Source organism: Halosegnis longus, assembly GCF_009663395.1.
Classification (GTDB): Archaea; Halobacteriota; Halobacteria; order Halobacteriales; family Haloarculaceae; genus Halosegnis; species Halosegnis longus.
In genome coordinates, this window is record NZ_QKNW01000001.1 from 2,256,327 (window position 1) to 2,272,431 (window position 16,105).

The 16,105-nt window shown below is 66.5% G+C and carries 17 protein-coding genes; 9 read left to right on the forward strand and 8 right to left on the reverse strand.

Features of this window, described 5'->3' with window-relative positions; translation table 11 throughout:
- Positions 1-2: 2 nt before the first annotated feature.
- On the reverse strand, positions 3-1,196 hold the full coding sequence (locus DM818_RS12220) for an MFS transporter (RefSeq protein ID WP_123124095.1): 1,194 nt from the start codon (positions 1,194-1,196) through the stop codon (positions 3-5).
- A 151-nt stretch (positions 1,197-1,347) separates the two neighbouring features.
- On the opposite strand from DM818_RS12220, the gene DM818_RS12225 reads away from it, so the two are divergent.
- From DM818_RS12225 to DM818_RS12245, 5 genes are read left to right on the forward strand one after another with little or no spacing between them, the layout of a single operon-like run.
- A complete protein-coding gene (locus DM818_RS12225) occupies positions 1,348-2,421 on the forward strand; it encodes a phosphotransferase family protein (protein WP_075936455.1) in 1,074 nt (357 codons plus the stop codon).
- Positions 2,422-2,463: 42 nt separating this feature from the next.
- On the forward strand, positions 2,464-2,664 hold the full coding sequence (locus DM818_RS12230; RefSeq protein ID WP_075936454.1) for a hypothetical protein: 201 nt from the start codon (positions 2,464-2,466) through the stop codon (positions 2,662-2,664).
- 41 nt (positions 2,665-2,705) lie between these two features.
- Complete coding sequence (locus tag DM818_RS12235) at positions 2,706-3,902, forward strand: MFS transporter (RefSeq protein WP_075936453.1); 1,197 nt, start codon at positions 2,706-2,708, stop codon at positions 3,900-3,902.
- Between the two features lie 28 nt (positions 3,903-3,930).
- Positions 3,931-4,935: an alcohol dehydrogenase catalytic domain-containing protein gene (locus DM818_RS12240; RefSeq protein WP_075936452.1), complete on the forward strand. Its 1,005-nt coding sequence runs from the start codon at positions 3,931-3,933 to the stop codon at positions 4,933-4,935.
- 28 nt (positions 4,936-4,963) lie between these two features.
- Positions 4,964-6,592, forward strand: coding sequence for a rhomboid family intramembrane serine protease (locus DM818_RS12245; protein WP_123124094.1), 1,629 nt, complete (start codon positions 4,964-4,966; stop codon positions 6,590-6,592).
- Here DM818_RS12245 and DM818_RS12250 read toward each other — a convergent pair.
- Together DM818_RS12250 and dph2 are read right to left on the reverse strand one after the other, a co-directional pair.
- Positions 6,589-7,209, reverse strand: a complete 621-nt coding sequence (locus DM818_RS12250) for an METTL5 family protein (RefSeq protein WP_075936450.1) — start codon at positions 7,207-7,209, stop codon at positions 6,589-6,591. The two genes, DM818_RS12245 and DM818_RS12250, sit on opposite strands and share 4 nt — an antisense overlap.
- Before the next feature lie 6 nt (positions 7,210-7,215).
- Positions 7,216-8,262, reverse strand: a complete 1,047-nt coding sequence (gene dph2, locus DM818_RS12255; RefSeq protein WP_075936449.1) for a diphthamide biosynthesis enzyme Dph2 — start codon at positions 8,260-8,262, stop codon at positions 7,216-7,218.
- Between the two features lie 85 nt (positions 8,263-8,347).
- Between dph2 and DM818_RS12260 the strand changes: the two genes are divergently transcribed.
- The 3 genes from DM818_RS12260 to DM818_RS12270 are packed head-to-tail and all read left to right on the forward strand — an operon-like array spanning position 8,348 to position 10,580.
- Positions 8,348-8,770 (forward strand): YlbF family regulator, encoded by a 423-nt coding sequence (locus DM818_RS12260; protein WP_079988851.1) that lies wholly within the window; start codon positions 8,348-8,350, stop codon positions 8,768-8,770.
- 53 nt (positions 8,771-8,823) lie between these two features.
- Positions 8,824-9,855 carry a DUF3267 domain-containing protein gene (locus tag DM818_RS12265; RefSeq protein ID WP_075936448.1) on the forward strand — a complete coding sequence of 344 codons (1,032 nt, stop codon included), beginning with the start codon at positions 8,824-8,826 and terminating at the stop codon, positions 9,853-9,855.
- Positions 9,741-10,580 carry an MBL fold metallo-hydrolase gene (locus DM818_RS12270; protein ID WP_075936447.1) on the forward strand — a complete coding sequence of 280 codons (840 nt, stop codon included), beginning with the start codon at positions 9,741-9,743 and terminating at the stop codon, positions 10,578-10,580. Before DM818_RS12265 ends, DM818_RS12270 begins: the two co-directional genes overlap by 115 nt.
- A gap of 179 nt (positions 10,581-10,759) precedes the next feature.
- Here DM818_RS12270 and DM818_RS12275 read toward each other — a convergent pair whose 3' ends face one another.
- Positions 10,760-11,785, reverse strand: coding sequence for a tyrosine-type recombinase/integrase (locus DM818_RS12275; RefSeq protein ID WP_075936446.1), 1,026 nt, complete (start codon positions 11,783-11,785; stop codon positions 10,760-10,762).
- The gene (locus DM818_RS12280) at positions 11,778-12,191 is read right to left on the reverse strand and encodes a DUF5805 domain-containing protein (RefSeq protein ID WP_075936445.1); all 414 of its coding nucleotides are present in this window, start codon (positions 12,189-12,191) and stop codon (positions 11,778-11,780) included. The genes DM818_RS12275 and DM818_RS12280 overlap by 8 nt, the downstream gene beginning before the upstream one ends.
- Positions 12,192-12,445: 254 nt before the next feature.
- On the opposite strand from DM818_RS12280, the gene DM818_RS12285 reads away from it, so the two are divergent.
- Positions 12,446-13,129, forward strand: coding sequence for a dolichyl-phosphate hexose transferase (locus DM818_RS12285; RefSeq protein ID WP_075936444.1), 684 nt, complete (start codon positions 12,446-12,448; stop codon positions 13,127-13,129).
- Positions 13,130-13,498: 369 nt separating this feature from the next.
- Here DM818_RS12285 and DM818_RS12290 read toward each other — a convergent pair whose 3' ends face one another.
- From DM818_RS12290 to DM818_RS12300, 3 genes are all read right to left on the reverse strand, one after another.
- Entirely contained in the window at positions 13,499-14,329 is an 831-nt protein-coding gene (locus tag DM818_RS12290) for a bacteriorhodopsin (RefSeq protein WP_075936443.1), read from the reverse strand.
- Positions 14,330-14,402: 73 nt separating this feature from the next.
- A complete protein-coding gene (locus DM818_RS12295; RefSeq protein ID WP_075936442.1) occupies positions 14,403-15,566 on the reverse strand; it encodes an ABC transporter ATP-binding protein in 1,164 nt (387 codons plus the stop codon).
- Positions 15,563-16,105 carry a gluconate 2-dehydrogenase subunit 3 family protein gene (locus DM818_RS12300; protein ID WP_153952636.1) on the reverse strand — a complete coding sequence of 181 codons (543 nt, stop codon included), beginning with the start codon at positions 16,103-16,105 and terminating at the stop codon, positions 15,563-15,565. The genes DM818_RS12295 and DM818_RS12300 overlap by 4 nt, the downstream gene beginning before the upstream one ends.

The following is a 16,105-nucleotide window of genomic DNA, read 5'->3' on the forward strand; positions in this document are numbered from 1 at the left end:
ACCTATGCGTCGACAGCGGCTCGCCGCGTGGCAAGCCAGAGAAGCGCGATTGCGAGCAAACAGACGACGGCCACGGCTCCGAAGACGGGCCGCGGCCCCCGGCGGTCCGCGAACGCGCCCGCCGCGACCAACAGCGGGAGTCTGGCGAGCGCGTACGTCATCGACGCGGCCGAGAGCGTCGTCGCCCGGCCGGCGTCGGTCACGCGGTCGTTGAGGAAGCCGGCGGTCACGCTCCGGAGCAGCGTCGCTGCTCCCTTGTACGCGAGGAAGGCCGGAATCGCGAGCAGCGGGAACAGCGTCACGAGACCGACGCCGAGAATCACTAGCGGCGCGGCGAGAACGACCGTGCGCCGCGAGCCGAGCCATGCGTCGACAGCGCCGGTGTAGTAGCCCGCAACGGCCGACACGAGGGTGAAGCCAGCGTACAGGGGTCCGAGGAGCGACACAGGCAACCCGACGACGTCCCGCACGGTCGGCTGGACGTAGCTGTTGACCGTGTTGGTGTACGCGAACAACACCGCGGCGACGGCGACGACCGTCCGCGTTCCGGGGGCGGTGAGCTGTTCCCGGACGACGCGTGCGGTGGCACGCACTGGGACGGCACCATCGCGGCCGTCCTCGAACGCGGTCGTCTTGGGGAACGAGAGCAGTATCGGGACCCCGAGCGCGTGGAGTCCAGCTGAGACAGCGAAGGGAAGCGCCGGCTGGACGGTGTACAGTGCCCCGCCGGCGAGGGTCGCGACCACCGTCACCCCGAGAGTCACCGCCCGCCCGCGCCCCCGGACCGCGGTGAATCGTCGCTCGTCGTTGAGTCGGTCTCGAAGCGTCTCGTAGAGCCACGCGTCCCCGGTCCCCGACCGGAACACCCGCGCGAGTGCCCACAGACCGTAGAGGATGACGAAGGCCGGAAACGACTCCGCGACGACGAATCCTGCGATAGAGAGCGTCATCGCCGTCGTAGAGACGAGCAGACTCGTCCGCCGGCCGAGTCTGTCGCCGAGATAGCCGCTCGGCACCTCGCCGACGACGGTGAGTATTGCACTCTCCGTCGAGAGGAGCGCAATCTCGGTGTACGAGAGGTCCCGGGCGAGGAGGAAGATGGTGAACACCGGCGCGAAGAACCCGAAGGAGAGCGTCGCCTGGTACGCGTAGTACGTCGCGACCACGCGCGAGGGGAGCCGCGACCGGAGCGCCATCACCAGAGTGTCAGTCGGCCCGCTCTAATCGGTTTCCTGACGCGAGATTTTGTACGCCGACTGGTATGTTCTCTCGGCGTGCGCTCGGGTAACCCGTACACTTTCCTCCTTGCGGTCGGAAGCCCCGGCTAACAATGTTAGGTGTTCACCCGTGAGCGAGAAAACGTACTTCGAGCGAATCGTCGACGTGGAGAAGCTCGCCGCGTTCCTCGAAGCGGAGCTCGGTCCCGTCGACGAGTACGAGGTCCACCACCACCAGGAGGGCCACTCCAACGAGACGCTGTTCGTGACGTGGGGCGACGACCGGCTCGTCATCCGTCGTCCACCGCCGGGCGAGACGGCCGACACGGCCCACGACGTGCTCCGCGAGTATCGCGTCATCGACGCACTTCAGGACACTGACGTTCGGGTGCCGAAGACCTACGTCGCCTCCGACGACCACGACGTGCTCGGGTCGGACTTCTACGTGATGGGCCACGTCGAGGGCGACGTGCTCCGCGAGGGCGAGCCGGAGCGATTCCAGAATCCCGAGGCGCGCGAGCAGATCGGCTACGAGCTGGTGACGAACCTCGCGCGCATCCACCAGGTCGATTACGACGCCGTCGGGCTCGAACACGGCGACTTCGGCTACCCCCCGGGGTTCACCGAGCGACAGGTCGACCGCTGGTCCGAACAGCTGATGTGGGCCTTCGACGTGACCGCCGAGGAGCGCGAGGTGCCAGAGCTGTACGACGTGATGTCGTGGCTGAAGGACAACGTCCCGGAGGACCCGCCGGCCACCCTCGTCCACGGCGACTACAAGCTGGACAACGTGATGTACGGACCCGAGGCCGACCCCGAGGTCGTCGCCGTCATGGACTGGGAGATGTCGACGCTCGGTGACCCCCTGACCGACCTCGGCTGGATGCTCTCCTACTGGTGGGACCCGAAGGACCCCGACCCGCCACGCGGTGACGACACCGCGAACGACTTCATGGCGACCGACGACTACCCGACGCGCCGCGACCTCGTCGACCGCTACGAGGAGCTGACGGGCTTTTCGTACGACAACGACCGGTTCTACCGGGCACTCGCCGTCTACAAGCTCGCCGGTCTCGGCGAGATGTTCTTCCGCCGCTATCTCGAGGGGAACAGCGACGACGACATGTACCCCCAGATGCGCGAGGGAGTCCCGAACCTCGCCGACCGCGCGCTCCGCATCATCGAGGGCGACGAGCCGCTGTAGCCGGGGCCCGACGCTTTTTTGATTGCCGTGTGGCCCTTCGGTATGGGCTCTGACGGACTCATCGACATCGACCAGTCCTGCTGGCGGCTGCTCGCGAAGTACAACCTCGCCCTCGCGACCGTCTTCGGCGTGGTTACCCTCGCCGCGCGGGTGACCGACGCCGGGACGCTGCTCGTCGCCGAGAACGGCATTCTCGCGCTCGTCTTCGGCGCGCTTCAGACGTACGCGTGGCTCTCTGCCTGAGCCACGCCGCTTTTGCCCGTCGTCGCGCTCTCCGCGAGTAGATGGCCGACGACCACGCGTCCGACTCGCCCGGCGTCGAGCCGCTGGTCTTCGTCGGCGGGCTCTGGCTGACGGCGAAGCTGGCGCGGTACAGCTTTCCCGCGCTGTTCCCGACGCTCGAGGTGTCGCTGTCGGTTTCGAACAGCGAACTCGGCGTCGCCTACACCGCGATGCTGCTCGTCTACGCGGTGGTGCAGTTCCCGAGCGGCGCACTCGCCGACGCGCTCGACGACGTGCGCGTCATCGCCGCCGGGGCCGCGACGGCCGCGGCCGGTGCCGTCGTCCTCCTCCTGCCGACCTCGTACGCGCTGCTCGTCGCCGGGATGTTGCTCGTCGGGCTCGGCACGGGCGTCCACAAGACCGTCGCCGTCGGACTGCTCGCCCGACTGTACCCGAGTCGGACCGGACGCGCCCTCGGCGTCTTCGACACCCTCGGCACGGTCGGTGGTATCGTCGCACCGCCGGCCGTCGTCTTCGCGCTCTCGTCGGTCGGCTGGCAGGCCCACTTCGCCGTCGTCGGCGGGGTCGTCGCGCTCCTGACGGTCGGCTTGCTCGTCCGGGTTCCGCGTGCGAACACCGGCGCGGGAGCGAGCGTCTCCGACCTGCGCGACCGCCTCGCCGTCCGGCCGTATCTCGGTCCGTTCCGCGACCGCGGCTTCCTGTTGTTCGTCGCCGTGACCCTCTGTTTCTCCTTCGCCTACAACGGGGTCGTGGCGTTTCTCCCCACCTACCTCGTCGAGCGGGGGCTGTCGGAGTCGACGGCCGCACTCCTCTACAGCGGGCTGTTCGCCGTCAGCGTCGTGCAGGTGGTGACCGGCGGACTCTCCGACCGGCTCGGCCGGCTCCCGCTCGTCGTCGGCGTGCTCGCGCTCGCGACGGGCGCGCTCGTCGGACTGGTCGTCGTCGGGGGAACGCTCCTCCCGCTGGGAGTCGCGACGTTGCTCCTCGGGATTGGGAGCCACGGATTCCGACCGGTTCGCGCGGCGTATCTCTCGGCGGCGATTCCCGACGAGATTGCCGGCGGCGGACTCGGACTCGTGCGGACGCTACTGATGGGCGTCGGCGCTGTCGCTCCGGCGACGGTCGGTATCGTCGCCGACGCGACCAGCTTTCGGGTTGCCTTCTCGGTGCTCGCGGGGACGATGGGGCTGGCCGCCGGCTTCGCGCTCCTGACGACGCTCACTCGTCGGGGCGGGTAGTTTTGTGGGCCGGCCGCGAGACGCATGTATGCACGCCGCTGCGTTCACCGACCTCGTCGGTCCCGACGGTGTCGACCTCATCGAACAGCCCGACCCGACACCCGGCGACGGGGAGGCGCTCGTCGACGTGAAGGCCTGCTCGCTCAACCGCCACGACCTCTGGATTCTCGACGGCGATTCCGCGATGATTCGCGGCGAGAGTCTCCCGTTCGTCTCCGGATTAGACCCGGCCGGCGTCGTCCGCGAGGCCCCCGCCGATTCCGATATCGAGGCCGGCGACCGCGTACTCCTGTGTCCGAACCAGACCTGCGGCACCTGCGACCGGTGTCGCGAAGGCCCCGAGAACACCTGCGAGCAGTTCTCACTGTACCACGGTGGCTTTGCGGAGCAGGCAGTCGCTCCCGCTCACCGGCTAATTACCCTCCCCGATTCGCTCTCGTTTGCGGCGGCGAGCGCGCTTCCGACGGCGTATCTCACCGCGTGGCACATGCTCGGAAAGGCCGACGTGACGGCCGGCGACCGCGTCTTCGTCCCGGGTGCGACCGGCGGGGTCGGGCTCGCGAGTATCCAACTGGGGAACGTGCTCGGCGCGACCACCGTCGGCACGACCACCTCCGAGTCGAAGGCCGACCGACTCGCGCAGTTCGCCGACGAGGTGGTCGTCGGGGGCGACGAGGAGACCCTGGTCGCGGGGGCCGGTGAGTCGAGCGCCGACGCCGCGCTCAATCACCTCTCCGGCTCATTCACCGACATCTGTGGTCGCGTCCTCCGAACCGGTGGGACACAGGTCGTCTGTGGTCGGACCGCCGGCGCGACGCTCGACCAGCACGCCGCGCCATTCTTCCTTTCCCAACAGGCGATTCTCGGCAGCACGATGGGGACCCAGCCGGAGCTCGAACGGCTCGTCTCGCTCGCCGGCGAGGGTCGGTTCGAGCCGCTGGTGGACGCGACCTACCCGCTCGCCGAGACGGGTGCCGCCTTCGCCGACATGAAAACGCGCGACGCGTTCGGCAAGCTCGTGGTCACGCCATAGCTATACGGCTCCGCCCGCACCCCTCGATATGGACCCGCTCGCTCGCGTCTCTCGTCTCCTCCTCGTCGGGACGGTCCTCCTCTCTGTGGGTATCGTCCTCAGACTCGCCCGCCCCGGGGGAGAGTGGGGACGAAGGCTCCGCTCGCGGCTCGTCCTCGGCGTGCCGTGGGGGACGCTGTTTACGACTCTGCTCGTCATCGCCGTCTACCTGTTCGTACAGGGTGGGCTCGGCAACTGGTATCGCCCCGTCGTCATCCCGTTTCGCTCGTGGTCGTACTTCTATCCGCTCGGCATCCTCACCTCGGGGCTGGCACACTCCGGACCGGGCCATCTGCTCGGAAATCTGTTCGGCACTGTCCTGTTCGGCTCGCTCGCGGAGTACGCGTGGAGCCACTTCCCCACCCAGCGCGGGTCGTCGTCGTTCGGCTCGCGGCGGACGAATCCGTTCGTCCGGATTCTCGCCGTCCCTGTCGTCGCGGTGGTGCTGGCAGTCGTGACGGGGCTGTTCGCGCTCGGCCCGGTCATCGGCTTCTCGGGCGTCGTGTTCGCGTTCGCCGGCTTCGCGCTCGTCCGCTACCCCGTCGTCACGCTCGTGCTCGTCGTCGCGGGCGACTTGGTGAATCTGGGCTACAGCGCGCTCCGCTCGCCCGTCTTCACCGCCAGCGGCTCGACCCGGTACGTGACGCCGGGCTGGTCGGATATCGCCGTGCAGGGTCACGCGCTCGGCATCTTCATCGGTATCGTGCTCGCCATCTTCCTCTTTCGCCGGCGCGAGGAGCTCCCATCACCGGGGCGTATCTGGCTCGGAACCCTCGGGTATGCGGCCGCACAGGGGCTGTGGGCGCTGTATCTCTTTCAGGGTGGGGACACGTACGTCCTCTTTCGAGCGGTCGGTGTCGCCGCGGTGTTCGCACTCGCCGCGCTCGTCACCCTCGCAGCCAAGAGTTCGGCCCGACCACTGCTGCCACAGACGGACCTGACCAGACGACAGGCCGCCGTACTGACACTCGTCGGTGTGCTCGCGCTCGTCGCCGGCATCGCCGTCCCGTACAATCTGCTCGTCGTCGACGACGCAGCAACGCCGGACGAGAGCGTCGAAATACGCGATTACACCGTCTTCTACGGCGAGGACGTGCCCGACCAGTACGTCGGCGCGTACGACCTCCCCATCTACAACGCCTCGGGGGTGACGACGAGCGGCGTCATCGTCGCCAGCCCGGACAGGCAGGTGTGGCAGACGGTGATACCGGCCGGGCGGCTCGCAGACGGTGAGGCGCGGACGGTGAGGGTCGGCGGCGTCGGCTGGCGCGACACCGTCGTCGCCCAGCGCGTCCAGTGGAACGTCGTCGGCAACCGCTCGGTGTACACGGTCCGGCTGAACCACGGCGTCGAGTCGACGCTCGCGTACACGTCAGCGCCGTCGCGCGCGACGCCCACTATGGACGGGCGCAACGTCACAGTCGTCTCGACGCGCGACGGCTTCCGGCTCTCGGTCACCAGACGCGGGACCGAGCTGGGTCGCACGTCGATACCCGTCGCGAACGAGACGACGGCAGTGGGCGGGCTCTCAATCGAGAACGACGAGGGAACGCTCGTTGCGGTCAGCGGAGAAACGCGCGTCCCGGTCGCCCGGCGCGCGAGCACCCGCGGGAACTAATCCCACCGTATCCGGAACAGTTCGGTGTCGAGCGTCCGCGTCTCCGCGTCGTGGTGGTCGTACTGGCTCGGCACGTCGAACTCGGCGGCGAAGGCGTGGGTCACCTCGCCACCCTCGTCTGCGGCGAACGACTCGACGAACTCGCGGCTGCCGGCGTTGTGGATGGAGTACGAGACCGACCCGAGTGTTCGGGCCGCAGCGAGGAAGGCGCGGTCGGCGTGTTCGTTCCCGTCGCGCGCCCCGAAGGGTGGATTCATCACGACGGTCGCGTCCGAACACGAGAGCGGCGGCCGGGTCGCGTCGCCGCGGAGCCACGCTACCTCGCTGCGCGCGCCGACGCGTGACTCGTTTTCGCTCGCGGTCGCGAGCGCGGCGGCGTCGAGTTCGACGCCCACCGACAGCCGCGCGCCGGCGAGCGCACTCGCGAGGGTCAACATCCCCGTCCCGCAACCCAAATCGACGACGGTTCGGTCCGCGATGTCGTCTTGGAGCGCGGCGACGTGGACGAGGTGGGCGGCGAGCTCCGGCGGCGTGCGGTACTGTTCGAGGTCGATACGCGGGGTATCGAAGCCTGCGACGACGCCGAGCTGCTGTGCGAGTTGACTGCGTTCGGTCACGTTACCTCACCAGGTGCCGTGGAAGGTGTCGAAGGAAAGCTCGTCGAGCGGTTTCTCGCCGATGGCGATCTCGTACTCGCCGGGGGTGAGCATGGGCTGTTTGAACTGCGGGCCGTCGTCGGTCGTGATGCGTGGACAGCCGGTGTTGACGTAGGCGTCGAAGCCGAACTGGGTGAGTCGGTCCGGCGTGACCTCGTCCATCGTCAGCATGTAGGCGTTCTCGTTGTTCTCGACGATTTCGTTGGCCACGTCCCAGCGACCCTGCCCGATTTTGGTACAGAAGACGACGCCCCACGTCTCTGCGTCCATCGCGCGGTGGACCGCGCCGTAGCGCTGTTTGAGGAACTTCTCGGTGTCCGCGATGGTGACGACGTTGTTGACGGGGTCGGCGATGACGACGTTCTTGTCGGGGTGTTCCATCGCCAGCCCGAGCGGGTGGAACTTCCCGCCGCCGACGTACAGCACCTGGTCGGCGTCGATGTCCGCGGAGGCGTAGTTGCAGCCGAGCACCTGTCCCTCGTTGGTGAGTCGGTCGTCGCCGCGGCGGGTGTGGACGGTGTAGCCGCGGGCTTCGAGCCACTCGCGCATCTCGTCGAACTTGTTCATGTGCTGGGCGGTCGTGACGAGTCCCACGTCCGGATTCTCCTCGGGGTCTGCAAGCTCCTCCAGCGAATCCTCCATGATGGGTGCGACCTCGACGTTCGAGAACAGCGGGACGTAGATGATCTTGTCCGACTCCTTCATCGGGGAGTGGCCGAAGTGGACGAACACGTCCGTCCGGCGCATCATGTACGTGTCGAGGTCACAGGCACCGTAACAGGGTTTGCCCGAAATCATGACGGTCACGTCCTCCGGGAGGAGGGCGCGGAGGTCGTCGGCGACGTGTGGGGCGCGCCGTTTCAACCCCTCCGGGAACTGGAGACCGATCTTCTGTGCGTTGCGCTCCTCGGCGGCCTCGACGATGCGGTCGAGTTCGTAATCCCACGTCCGCTCGTGTTTGAGGGCCATCCCCGTGTTCCGGAGGTCCCCTTCTGTGCGCGGCTCTTGACTCATTACACGGTGTATCGACCCGAGGCGTAAAACGAGCGCGCTTTCCCCTATTCGGCAAACCTAAACGGTCACAGTCCAACGGTAACGCATGAGCACCGAACCCACGGAGGCGGATCCGGAGGCGAACGCGGATTCGGGGATGGCGACGGCGGCACGCGTGACCGAACTCGCTAGCGACCTCGGTTCGACCATTCAGGAACTCGACTCCTACCAGCGGTTCGCGAAGGCGAAACGCGCCGTCGAGAACGACGAGGAGGCCCAACAGCGCATCCAGGAGTTCGAACAGCTCCGCGAGGAGTTCATGATGGCCCGCCAGTCCGGCGACGCCTCCAACGAGGACCTCCGTGAGCTACAGGCCGCACAGGAGGAACTCAACGAGATGCCGGTGATGGCCGAGTATCTCGAGGCACAAGAGCAGATGGAGATGGAGCTCCAGGAGCTGAACAAGATGATCTCCGCGCCCCTGTCGGTCGACTTCGGCGAGAAGGCGGGCGGCTGCTGTCAGGACTGAACGCCCCTCATTTTCCACAACAGTGATATGTTCGGGTAGCGACCGGTCTCTCGATGGACCAGTCGACTCCGGCAAACGACCACGTACTCGCAGAGTTGACGATGACGCGCGGCCGGACGGTCCAGTTGACCGCCGTCGGCACGCTCGGATTCGTCGTCGCGACTGCGGCCTTCGCGGCCGTCTATCAGGCCGTCACCGGTGAGCCTGCGGGGTTCCAGTTCGCCCCCGACGTCGGCTGGTGGACGAGTGCCCTCTACCTGCTCGCGCTCGCCGTCCTATCGCTTCTGTTCATCCCGCTTCACGAGTGGCTCCACGGGCTGGCGATTCGCTACTACGGCGGCGAGCCGAGCTACGGCGTCGGCGTCGCGCACTTCGTCCTTCCGTACGCGTACGCGACGACGGATTACGAGTTCACCCGCGACCAGTTCGTCGTCGTCCTGCTCACGCCGCTGGTCGCGATTACCGCAGTCGCCACGCCAGCGATGGTGGTGCTCGGCTGGGGGTGGCTGGTGATTCCGCTCGCGGCCAACGCGGCCGGCGCAGTCGTGGACGTGTGGATGGCGCTGACGCTGACGAACTACCCCTCGCACGTTCTCGTCCAAGATTACCGGGACGGCGTCCGCGTCCTCGGTCGCGAGGGCGACAGAGCGCGGTCCATCTCGATTGCGACGTTCGCGTGGAACGCACTCGCCGGCGGTGCGGTCGCCGTGTTCGCCATCCTCATCGTCGTCGCTATCGCGGGACCGACGCTTCTCTCGGCGCTGGGCGTGGACTCGTTCACCCTCGGTCGCCCGGGGACGTTCACCTACGTGTTCCGGTACGTCTACTCGCCGACCGAAATCTCGCTCGGCGTCGGCCCGGGCGTGGTGAGTCTCGGTGCGCTCGTCGGCATCGCGTACTCGCTCGGAGCTACCTCGGCCGGTCGCGGTGAAGCGCGGCGATTTTTCCGTCGCGACCGCGAACGCCGACCATGGCACACGAGTTTCCCGGCTCCGACTGGGGCGACTGGCTTCCGCGCGCGGTCGCCGACGCGACCCCCGACGGTGTCGACCTGTGGTATCTCGGCTGCAACGGCTTCATCCTGAAGGCGAGCGACGGCACGACACTGTTCATCGACCCGTACTGCGGAAACGGTGACCCGCCGCGAACCCGGCGGATGATTCCCGTCCCCTTCGACCCCGACGACGTTGCAGAGTGCGACGCCATCCTCGCGACACACGAACACTCCGACCACGTCCACGGGCCGACCCAGCGCCCGATACTCGCGAACACAGACGCGACGTACTACGGTCCCGACGACTCAGTCGCCGTCACGGAGTCGGAGGGGTGGACCGACGACGCGGACACCGACGCCGACCAGTTCGAGACGGTGACCGAGGGCGATACCTTCGATGTCGGCGCGTTCACCGTCCACGTCGAACCCGCCCGGGACCCGGATGCGACCCACCCGGTCTCGTACGTCATCGACCACGAATCGGGGACGTTCTTCCACGGCGGCGACGCCCGCTCCAGCGAGGCGTTCGAAACCATCGGTAGCGAGTACGACATCGACCTCGCGGCGCTGGCGTTCGGCTCGTCGGGGTACCTCCCCGACCCCGACGGGGGCGTGATGTACAAGCAGTGGTACGCCGACGAGAACGAAGTTACCGAGGCGGCCACACAGCTTTCGCCCGACCGACTGCTCCCGACCCACTGGGACATCTGGAAGAACCTGACCGCCGACCCGACCGCGCTCCACCCGCATATCCGGTCGTCCGACCGGCCCCGAACGCTCGAACTGGCCGAGGTCGGCGACCGCGTCGAGCTATAACTGCCGTAGCTGGCCTCACGCCCGGATTTTGCACCGGAACTGTCGTCTCTCGAACAGCGGCTCGTTCGGCCTCACTGAATGAATTCTATATCGCAGTATGTGATTTATGAGTTCGCCGAGCGACAGTCGTCACGGCGCGATACTGACAGACGGAGTGAATATTGGCGAGAATCAGGGAGTCACAACAGCGAGTAGATGTGTTCGTCGTACGTCTCGCGGACGCGGTCGCCCCAGTTGTGGGTGTAGGTGTCGATGATGTCGTCGGCCACGTCGCCACGGAGATACTTCACGATGCCCCGGTCGCCGGTGCGGTCGCGCAGGTGCGTCGTGAAGAAGTGCCGGAAGTAGTGGGGGGTGACGTTCTCCTCTGCGCCGCCGCCGGTCCGGTACCAGCCCCGCCGTGTGGCGTACGACTGGACCGACTGGCCCACCATCCCGATGGTGAGTCGGCGGCCCCACTCGCTCGTCGAGCAGAACAGCGGCTCTCCAGCGGCTCGCGTCTCCGGGCGAACCGCGAGCCAGCGCTTGAGGACGCGTTTCAGCTCCGAATCGACGGGGATGACGGTCGCGCGTCGGCGCTTGTTCGATTCCGTCCGCTCTTCGCCGTTGACGACGACGCCGCGAGACGGCTCCGCGGAGACGTACAGCGAGTCCGGGCGGCCGTCAAGTCCGCCGCGGTGGCCGGTGTCGAACGCCGCCTGCACTTCACTGTCGTCGAGATACAGGTCCTGCACGTCCAGATTACACAGTTCCCCGACACGCATCCCGGTCTTGAGCAGCGTCACGACGACCGCGCGGTCGAGCGGGTGCTCGATGTCTGTGACGAACTCCCGCATCTCTGGGAGCATGATCTCACGACGTGCGGGGTCCGTGTCGATGGATTCGTCCATCTCCTCCAAGACGAGCGTCATCGGGTTCTGCTCGAAGACGCCGACCTGCGTCATGTACGCGTAAAACCGGTGGAGATACGACGCATACGAGGCGACGGTCGAGGGGGCGCGTCCGTCGCGGAGCGTGTGGACCCACGCCATACAGCCCCGTTGGGTCGCGTCGGCGAGCGTGACGCCCCGCTCCGCCCGGATGAAGCTCTCGAACTCCCTGAGAACGCGCTCGTAGGCCTCTCGCGTGCGTTCGGTCTTCCCGTGGTAGGTGAGGTCCTGGAGGAAATATCCGACGGGATCATCCGGGTCGGCGGTCTCACTCATCGGTGGAGAGGGTGTATCCGCCGTGGCGGCCGCTGTAGTGAACGCGGTTCTCCTGTTGGAGCGTTTCGAGCGTCTGCTCCAATCGCTCTTCCACGTCGTCGGTCACGCCGGCGAGCAGTTCATCCCACGACCGGTGTGAATCTGTGTCGAGCAGCTCGACGAGCTGTGTTTCGAGGCCGTTTACCCCAGGGTTTGCACCCTCCGAACTGCCATTGTCGGGGTTACTCGCATCGGAATCGCCCTCGGCGTCGAATTCGAAGCTTCTGCGCCCCGCCTGCACCATCGTCCGGACGAACTCCGCCTGACTCATCCCCAATCGGTCTGCGTCCTCGACCCACGCCTCTTTCTGGTAGCGCGGGACGTACGTTCGCACGCTCGCGCGCTCGCGGTCGTCGTCGGTTGCCATACCGGGAGAAACACAGCCAGCATCTTCAAACTATCCCAGATTGCAGAATAAGTGGAGTTATCTCAGCATCTAACCCGCTATCTACCGGCGGATGTAGATTATATCTAATAATCTAGCTCATTATTTCGCTGCGTGGGCTAGATAGATGGATACACCTGGTGAATAGATCGGTGGAGCGAGTCGGAGCGACAAGCACGCCCCGGCCAGCGAGTAGTTTTCGGCGCACCTAAATATGGGCGTGTCCCATACCGAGTATGGCGGAGTACACCTTCGACGATCTGAGTGTCGTGATGGGGACGTACAACGAGGTCGAGGCCATCGAGACCGTGCTCAACGACATCGACCGGGTGACCGATGGGCGGGCCGAAGTGGTCTGCGTCGACGGGAGCGACGACGCGACCCCGGAGATTGCTCGCGAGCACGGCGCACGGGTCATCGAACAGGAGCCTCGTGGCTACGGCTACGCCGTCAAGGAAGCGCTTGAGTCGGCCTCTCGTCCGCTCATCATCACGACGGACTGTGACGACACCTACCCGATGGACGCGATTCCGCGCTTCATCGACCTCGTGAACGAGGGATACGACGTGGTCTCTGGCGACAGGCTGTATCGCGGCGGCGAGGCGATGCCGACGACGAACCTCATCGGCAACGAACTGTTCGCGCTGGCCGGCTCGGTGCTGATGGGCGAACGCGTCCACGACACCACGACGGGGATGCGCGCCTACCGCGAGGAAGTCATCCGCAACATCGAGTGGACGGAAAACACCGGTCTCTCCGCGGAGCTGCTGTTGCGCCCGCTCGGCCGCGGCTACGACGTGTACGAGGAGCCAATCGCGTACGCCGAACGCGCCGGCGAGACGAAACTCGACCCGCTGGCCGGCGGCTACGCCATCGCCAAGTCCATCGTCAAGGTCTCGCTGCAGGAGCAGTTCCGATAATTCCGCGCTACAGTCTACCCTTGCTCGGTCGTCTGTCATCGTTTCAGTAGTGGATAGTCATAGGGCTCGATATCCTGAATTGCTCGTCTATTGGTGTATGTTATCTGAAAGTACTGTGTTTCGCGGCGTCTGGTGCGCAACTCATAAATTATATGCTGCTATATCGAATCTCTCTCGTGCGGACGTGAACCGACTGTTCGAACTGCAACATTTGGGAACCGCGAGCGCGAGCCAACTCCCAGACGACACCAGCGAGTACTGGGCGGGGAAAATCCATGTGCAGTTCGGAGACGCCGCTGTGGCTGTGCAATCGGGAGAAAGAGTGAGAACGGCGGCGGCCACGCGAAGTGGCCGGCGTAACGGGTTGGGTTAGTCGTCCGCGGGAGCCGAGCCTGCGCTCGTTCGCCGCGACGTGGCGACGGTCTGTTCGTTGGCCGCGACCCACCGCAACAGGAGGAACGCGAACACGTACTTCGCGAGCACGTCGAGCGCGGAGTACCCCCACGACGTGAGTCCGACCGACTCCACGATGGCCAGCCCCTCGACGCCGAGCGCCCAGATGATCGGGTAGCCGAGCCACAACACGACCGTCATGACGCGGAGGGTTGAGAATATCTCCGCGGTGCCGGCGTCGCTCGCTGCGTCGGCCCACTCCGTCAGCAGGGCGTACAGCACGACGACGAAGAACGCACAGCTGACGATGTAGAACGCCCACCGAACCATGTAGGAGGACGTGACCAGCGCGGCCGCGAGGCCGGTGACGCACATCCCGATATCGGCGGCGATGACGGTGAACAGACTGCCTCTGTCCACGTCAGCCAGCAGTCCGAGCGCGAGCAGTATCATCGGCGTCGAGAGTGCCCAAGTGAGATAGCGGCCCCACTGGCTCATCACCTCTTGGCCCGCGAGGGCGTGGCCCGCGGGCATCTCGATGAAGCCGACGGTCAGCCCCGAGAGCAGCCCCAGGTAACTGGAGATGGAGACGAGCGGCACCATCAGCGTCGCTGCCCAGATGAACCGGGCACGGCTGCTCGTAACTGTCCGTCCCATGTAGACGAACAGGAGAATCGCGAACCCCGCGAGGGCGATGTTCACCCACAGCGAGGAGCTCAACAGCGCGTCGTTTTGTATCTGTGTGAATGCGTCTGACTGCGTTGTCTGTAGTAGGGCGTTGCCTACTTCGAGTGGTCCCCCGTGCATGCAGTGTGGGGTTCGCGCCTCACCCACATAAACTGTGAGATGAAATACCAAAGCCCACGGGGCGACACACTGGTCACTCGGCGTCGGGCGTCCGGTTCGAACCGCTCGGGAACCACGCGAGGTCGTGGGCGACGTCGAGGTCGACCCGGATGGGTTCGTTGAGCGGAATCTCGGCGTCGTGGTTGTGCATGCAGCCGACCGTGTCACCGGAGTCGAGTTCGACCCGATAGAGCACGGTCGGGCCGAGGAACCGCCGGTGGACGGCCTTCCCGTTGGCCTCGGATATGTCCGCGGGGCGAGCGACCACGTCGTCCGGCCGGAGCATGATGTCCACCTTGGAGCCGTCGTACTCCGTCGCGAGTCCGTCGACGTTCCGCCGGGCGATTGAGCCGAGCCCGGTTTCGACGATGTCGCCGTCGACGCGACCGGAGACGAAGCTTGCGTGCCCGAGGAAGGAGGCGACGAACCGCGAACGCGGCTGCTGGAAGACGCGTTCCGGCGTGTCTACCTGCTCTAGCTGCCCGTCGTACATGACCGCGACGCGGTCGGAGATCGACATCGCCTCCTCCTGGTCGTGGGTGACGGAGACGGCAGTGACGCCCGTCTCCTTCAGAATGCGTCGCACCTCTTCGCGCATCTCGACGCGGAGCCGTACGTCCAGATTCGAGAACGGCTCATCGAGCAGGAGCACGTCCGGTTCGGGCGCGAGCGAGCGAGCGAGCGCGACGCGCTGTCGTTCTCCCCCCGAGAGGTCGCTCGGCGAGCGGTCGCCGTACTCCGAAAGCCCGACGAGGTCCAGAAGCGACTGGACGCGCTCGGGGTTCGACGCTTCCAACCCGAAGCTGATGTTCTCGGCGACGGAGAGGTGCGGAAACAGCGCGAACTCCTGAAAGACGAGTCCCACGTCGCGGTCTTCGGGTTGCGTGAACCCGCCGTTGTCGGCGACGGCCGTGCCGCCGACGCGAATCGTCCCCTCCGACGGTGCCTCGAGACCGGCAATCATCCGGAGGGTCGTCGTCTTCCCACAGCCGGACGGACCGAGCAGCGTGAGCAGCTCCCCGTCTCGGACGGTGAGGTCGAGTCCAGAAACCGCCGCCGCGTCGCCGAACCGCTTTGTCACGTTCCGGAGCTGTAACACCGGGTCTCCGTCCTGTGTGGCTGCCGTCCGGGTGTCCTGTTCGAACCGTGGCGAGTCGTCGGTCGCCGGCTGTCGGAACTGCCGTGTGTCGTTGCTCATGCTTGTGGCCCTCGTTGGTAGCTCTGTGTGCCCCCGGGGTGTCCCATCGGGTTCTCGGTGCCGACCAACTCCCCGCCCGTCGGGGTGGAGTAGAGCGCGAACAGCAGGTCGTTGATGAGATAGTAGCGGACGCGCTCTACGTCCGACCCTTGGGGGTCTGGGTCGGCGGTGTCGGCACCCATCTGTTCGAGCGTCGCCGCCCGCCGGTCGGGCGAGAGGTCACGGAACGGTGCGTCGTCCAGCGTCTCGCTGTACGTGTCCAGATACTCGATCGTCGCCGCGACCTCGCGGGCGTGGTCCGGGCGTGCACTCGCGCGCGTCTGCGTGAACCGCCGCACGAACGACTCGATCCCGTCCACCGCTGTCGGGTAGACGACGCGACCGAGCGCGACGAGCGTCGCGAGGTCGGACTCGTCGAGTGGTCCCGGCGTCGTCTGGCTATCGGCGTCGTCACGGAGCTGGTGGACGCCGACGCCGGCACCGACGCCGAGCCCGACGGCTCCGAGCGCCTTCGCGAGATCACGGCGGCTGAGTTCCAT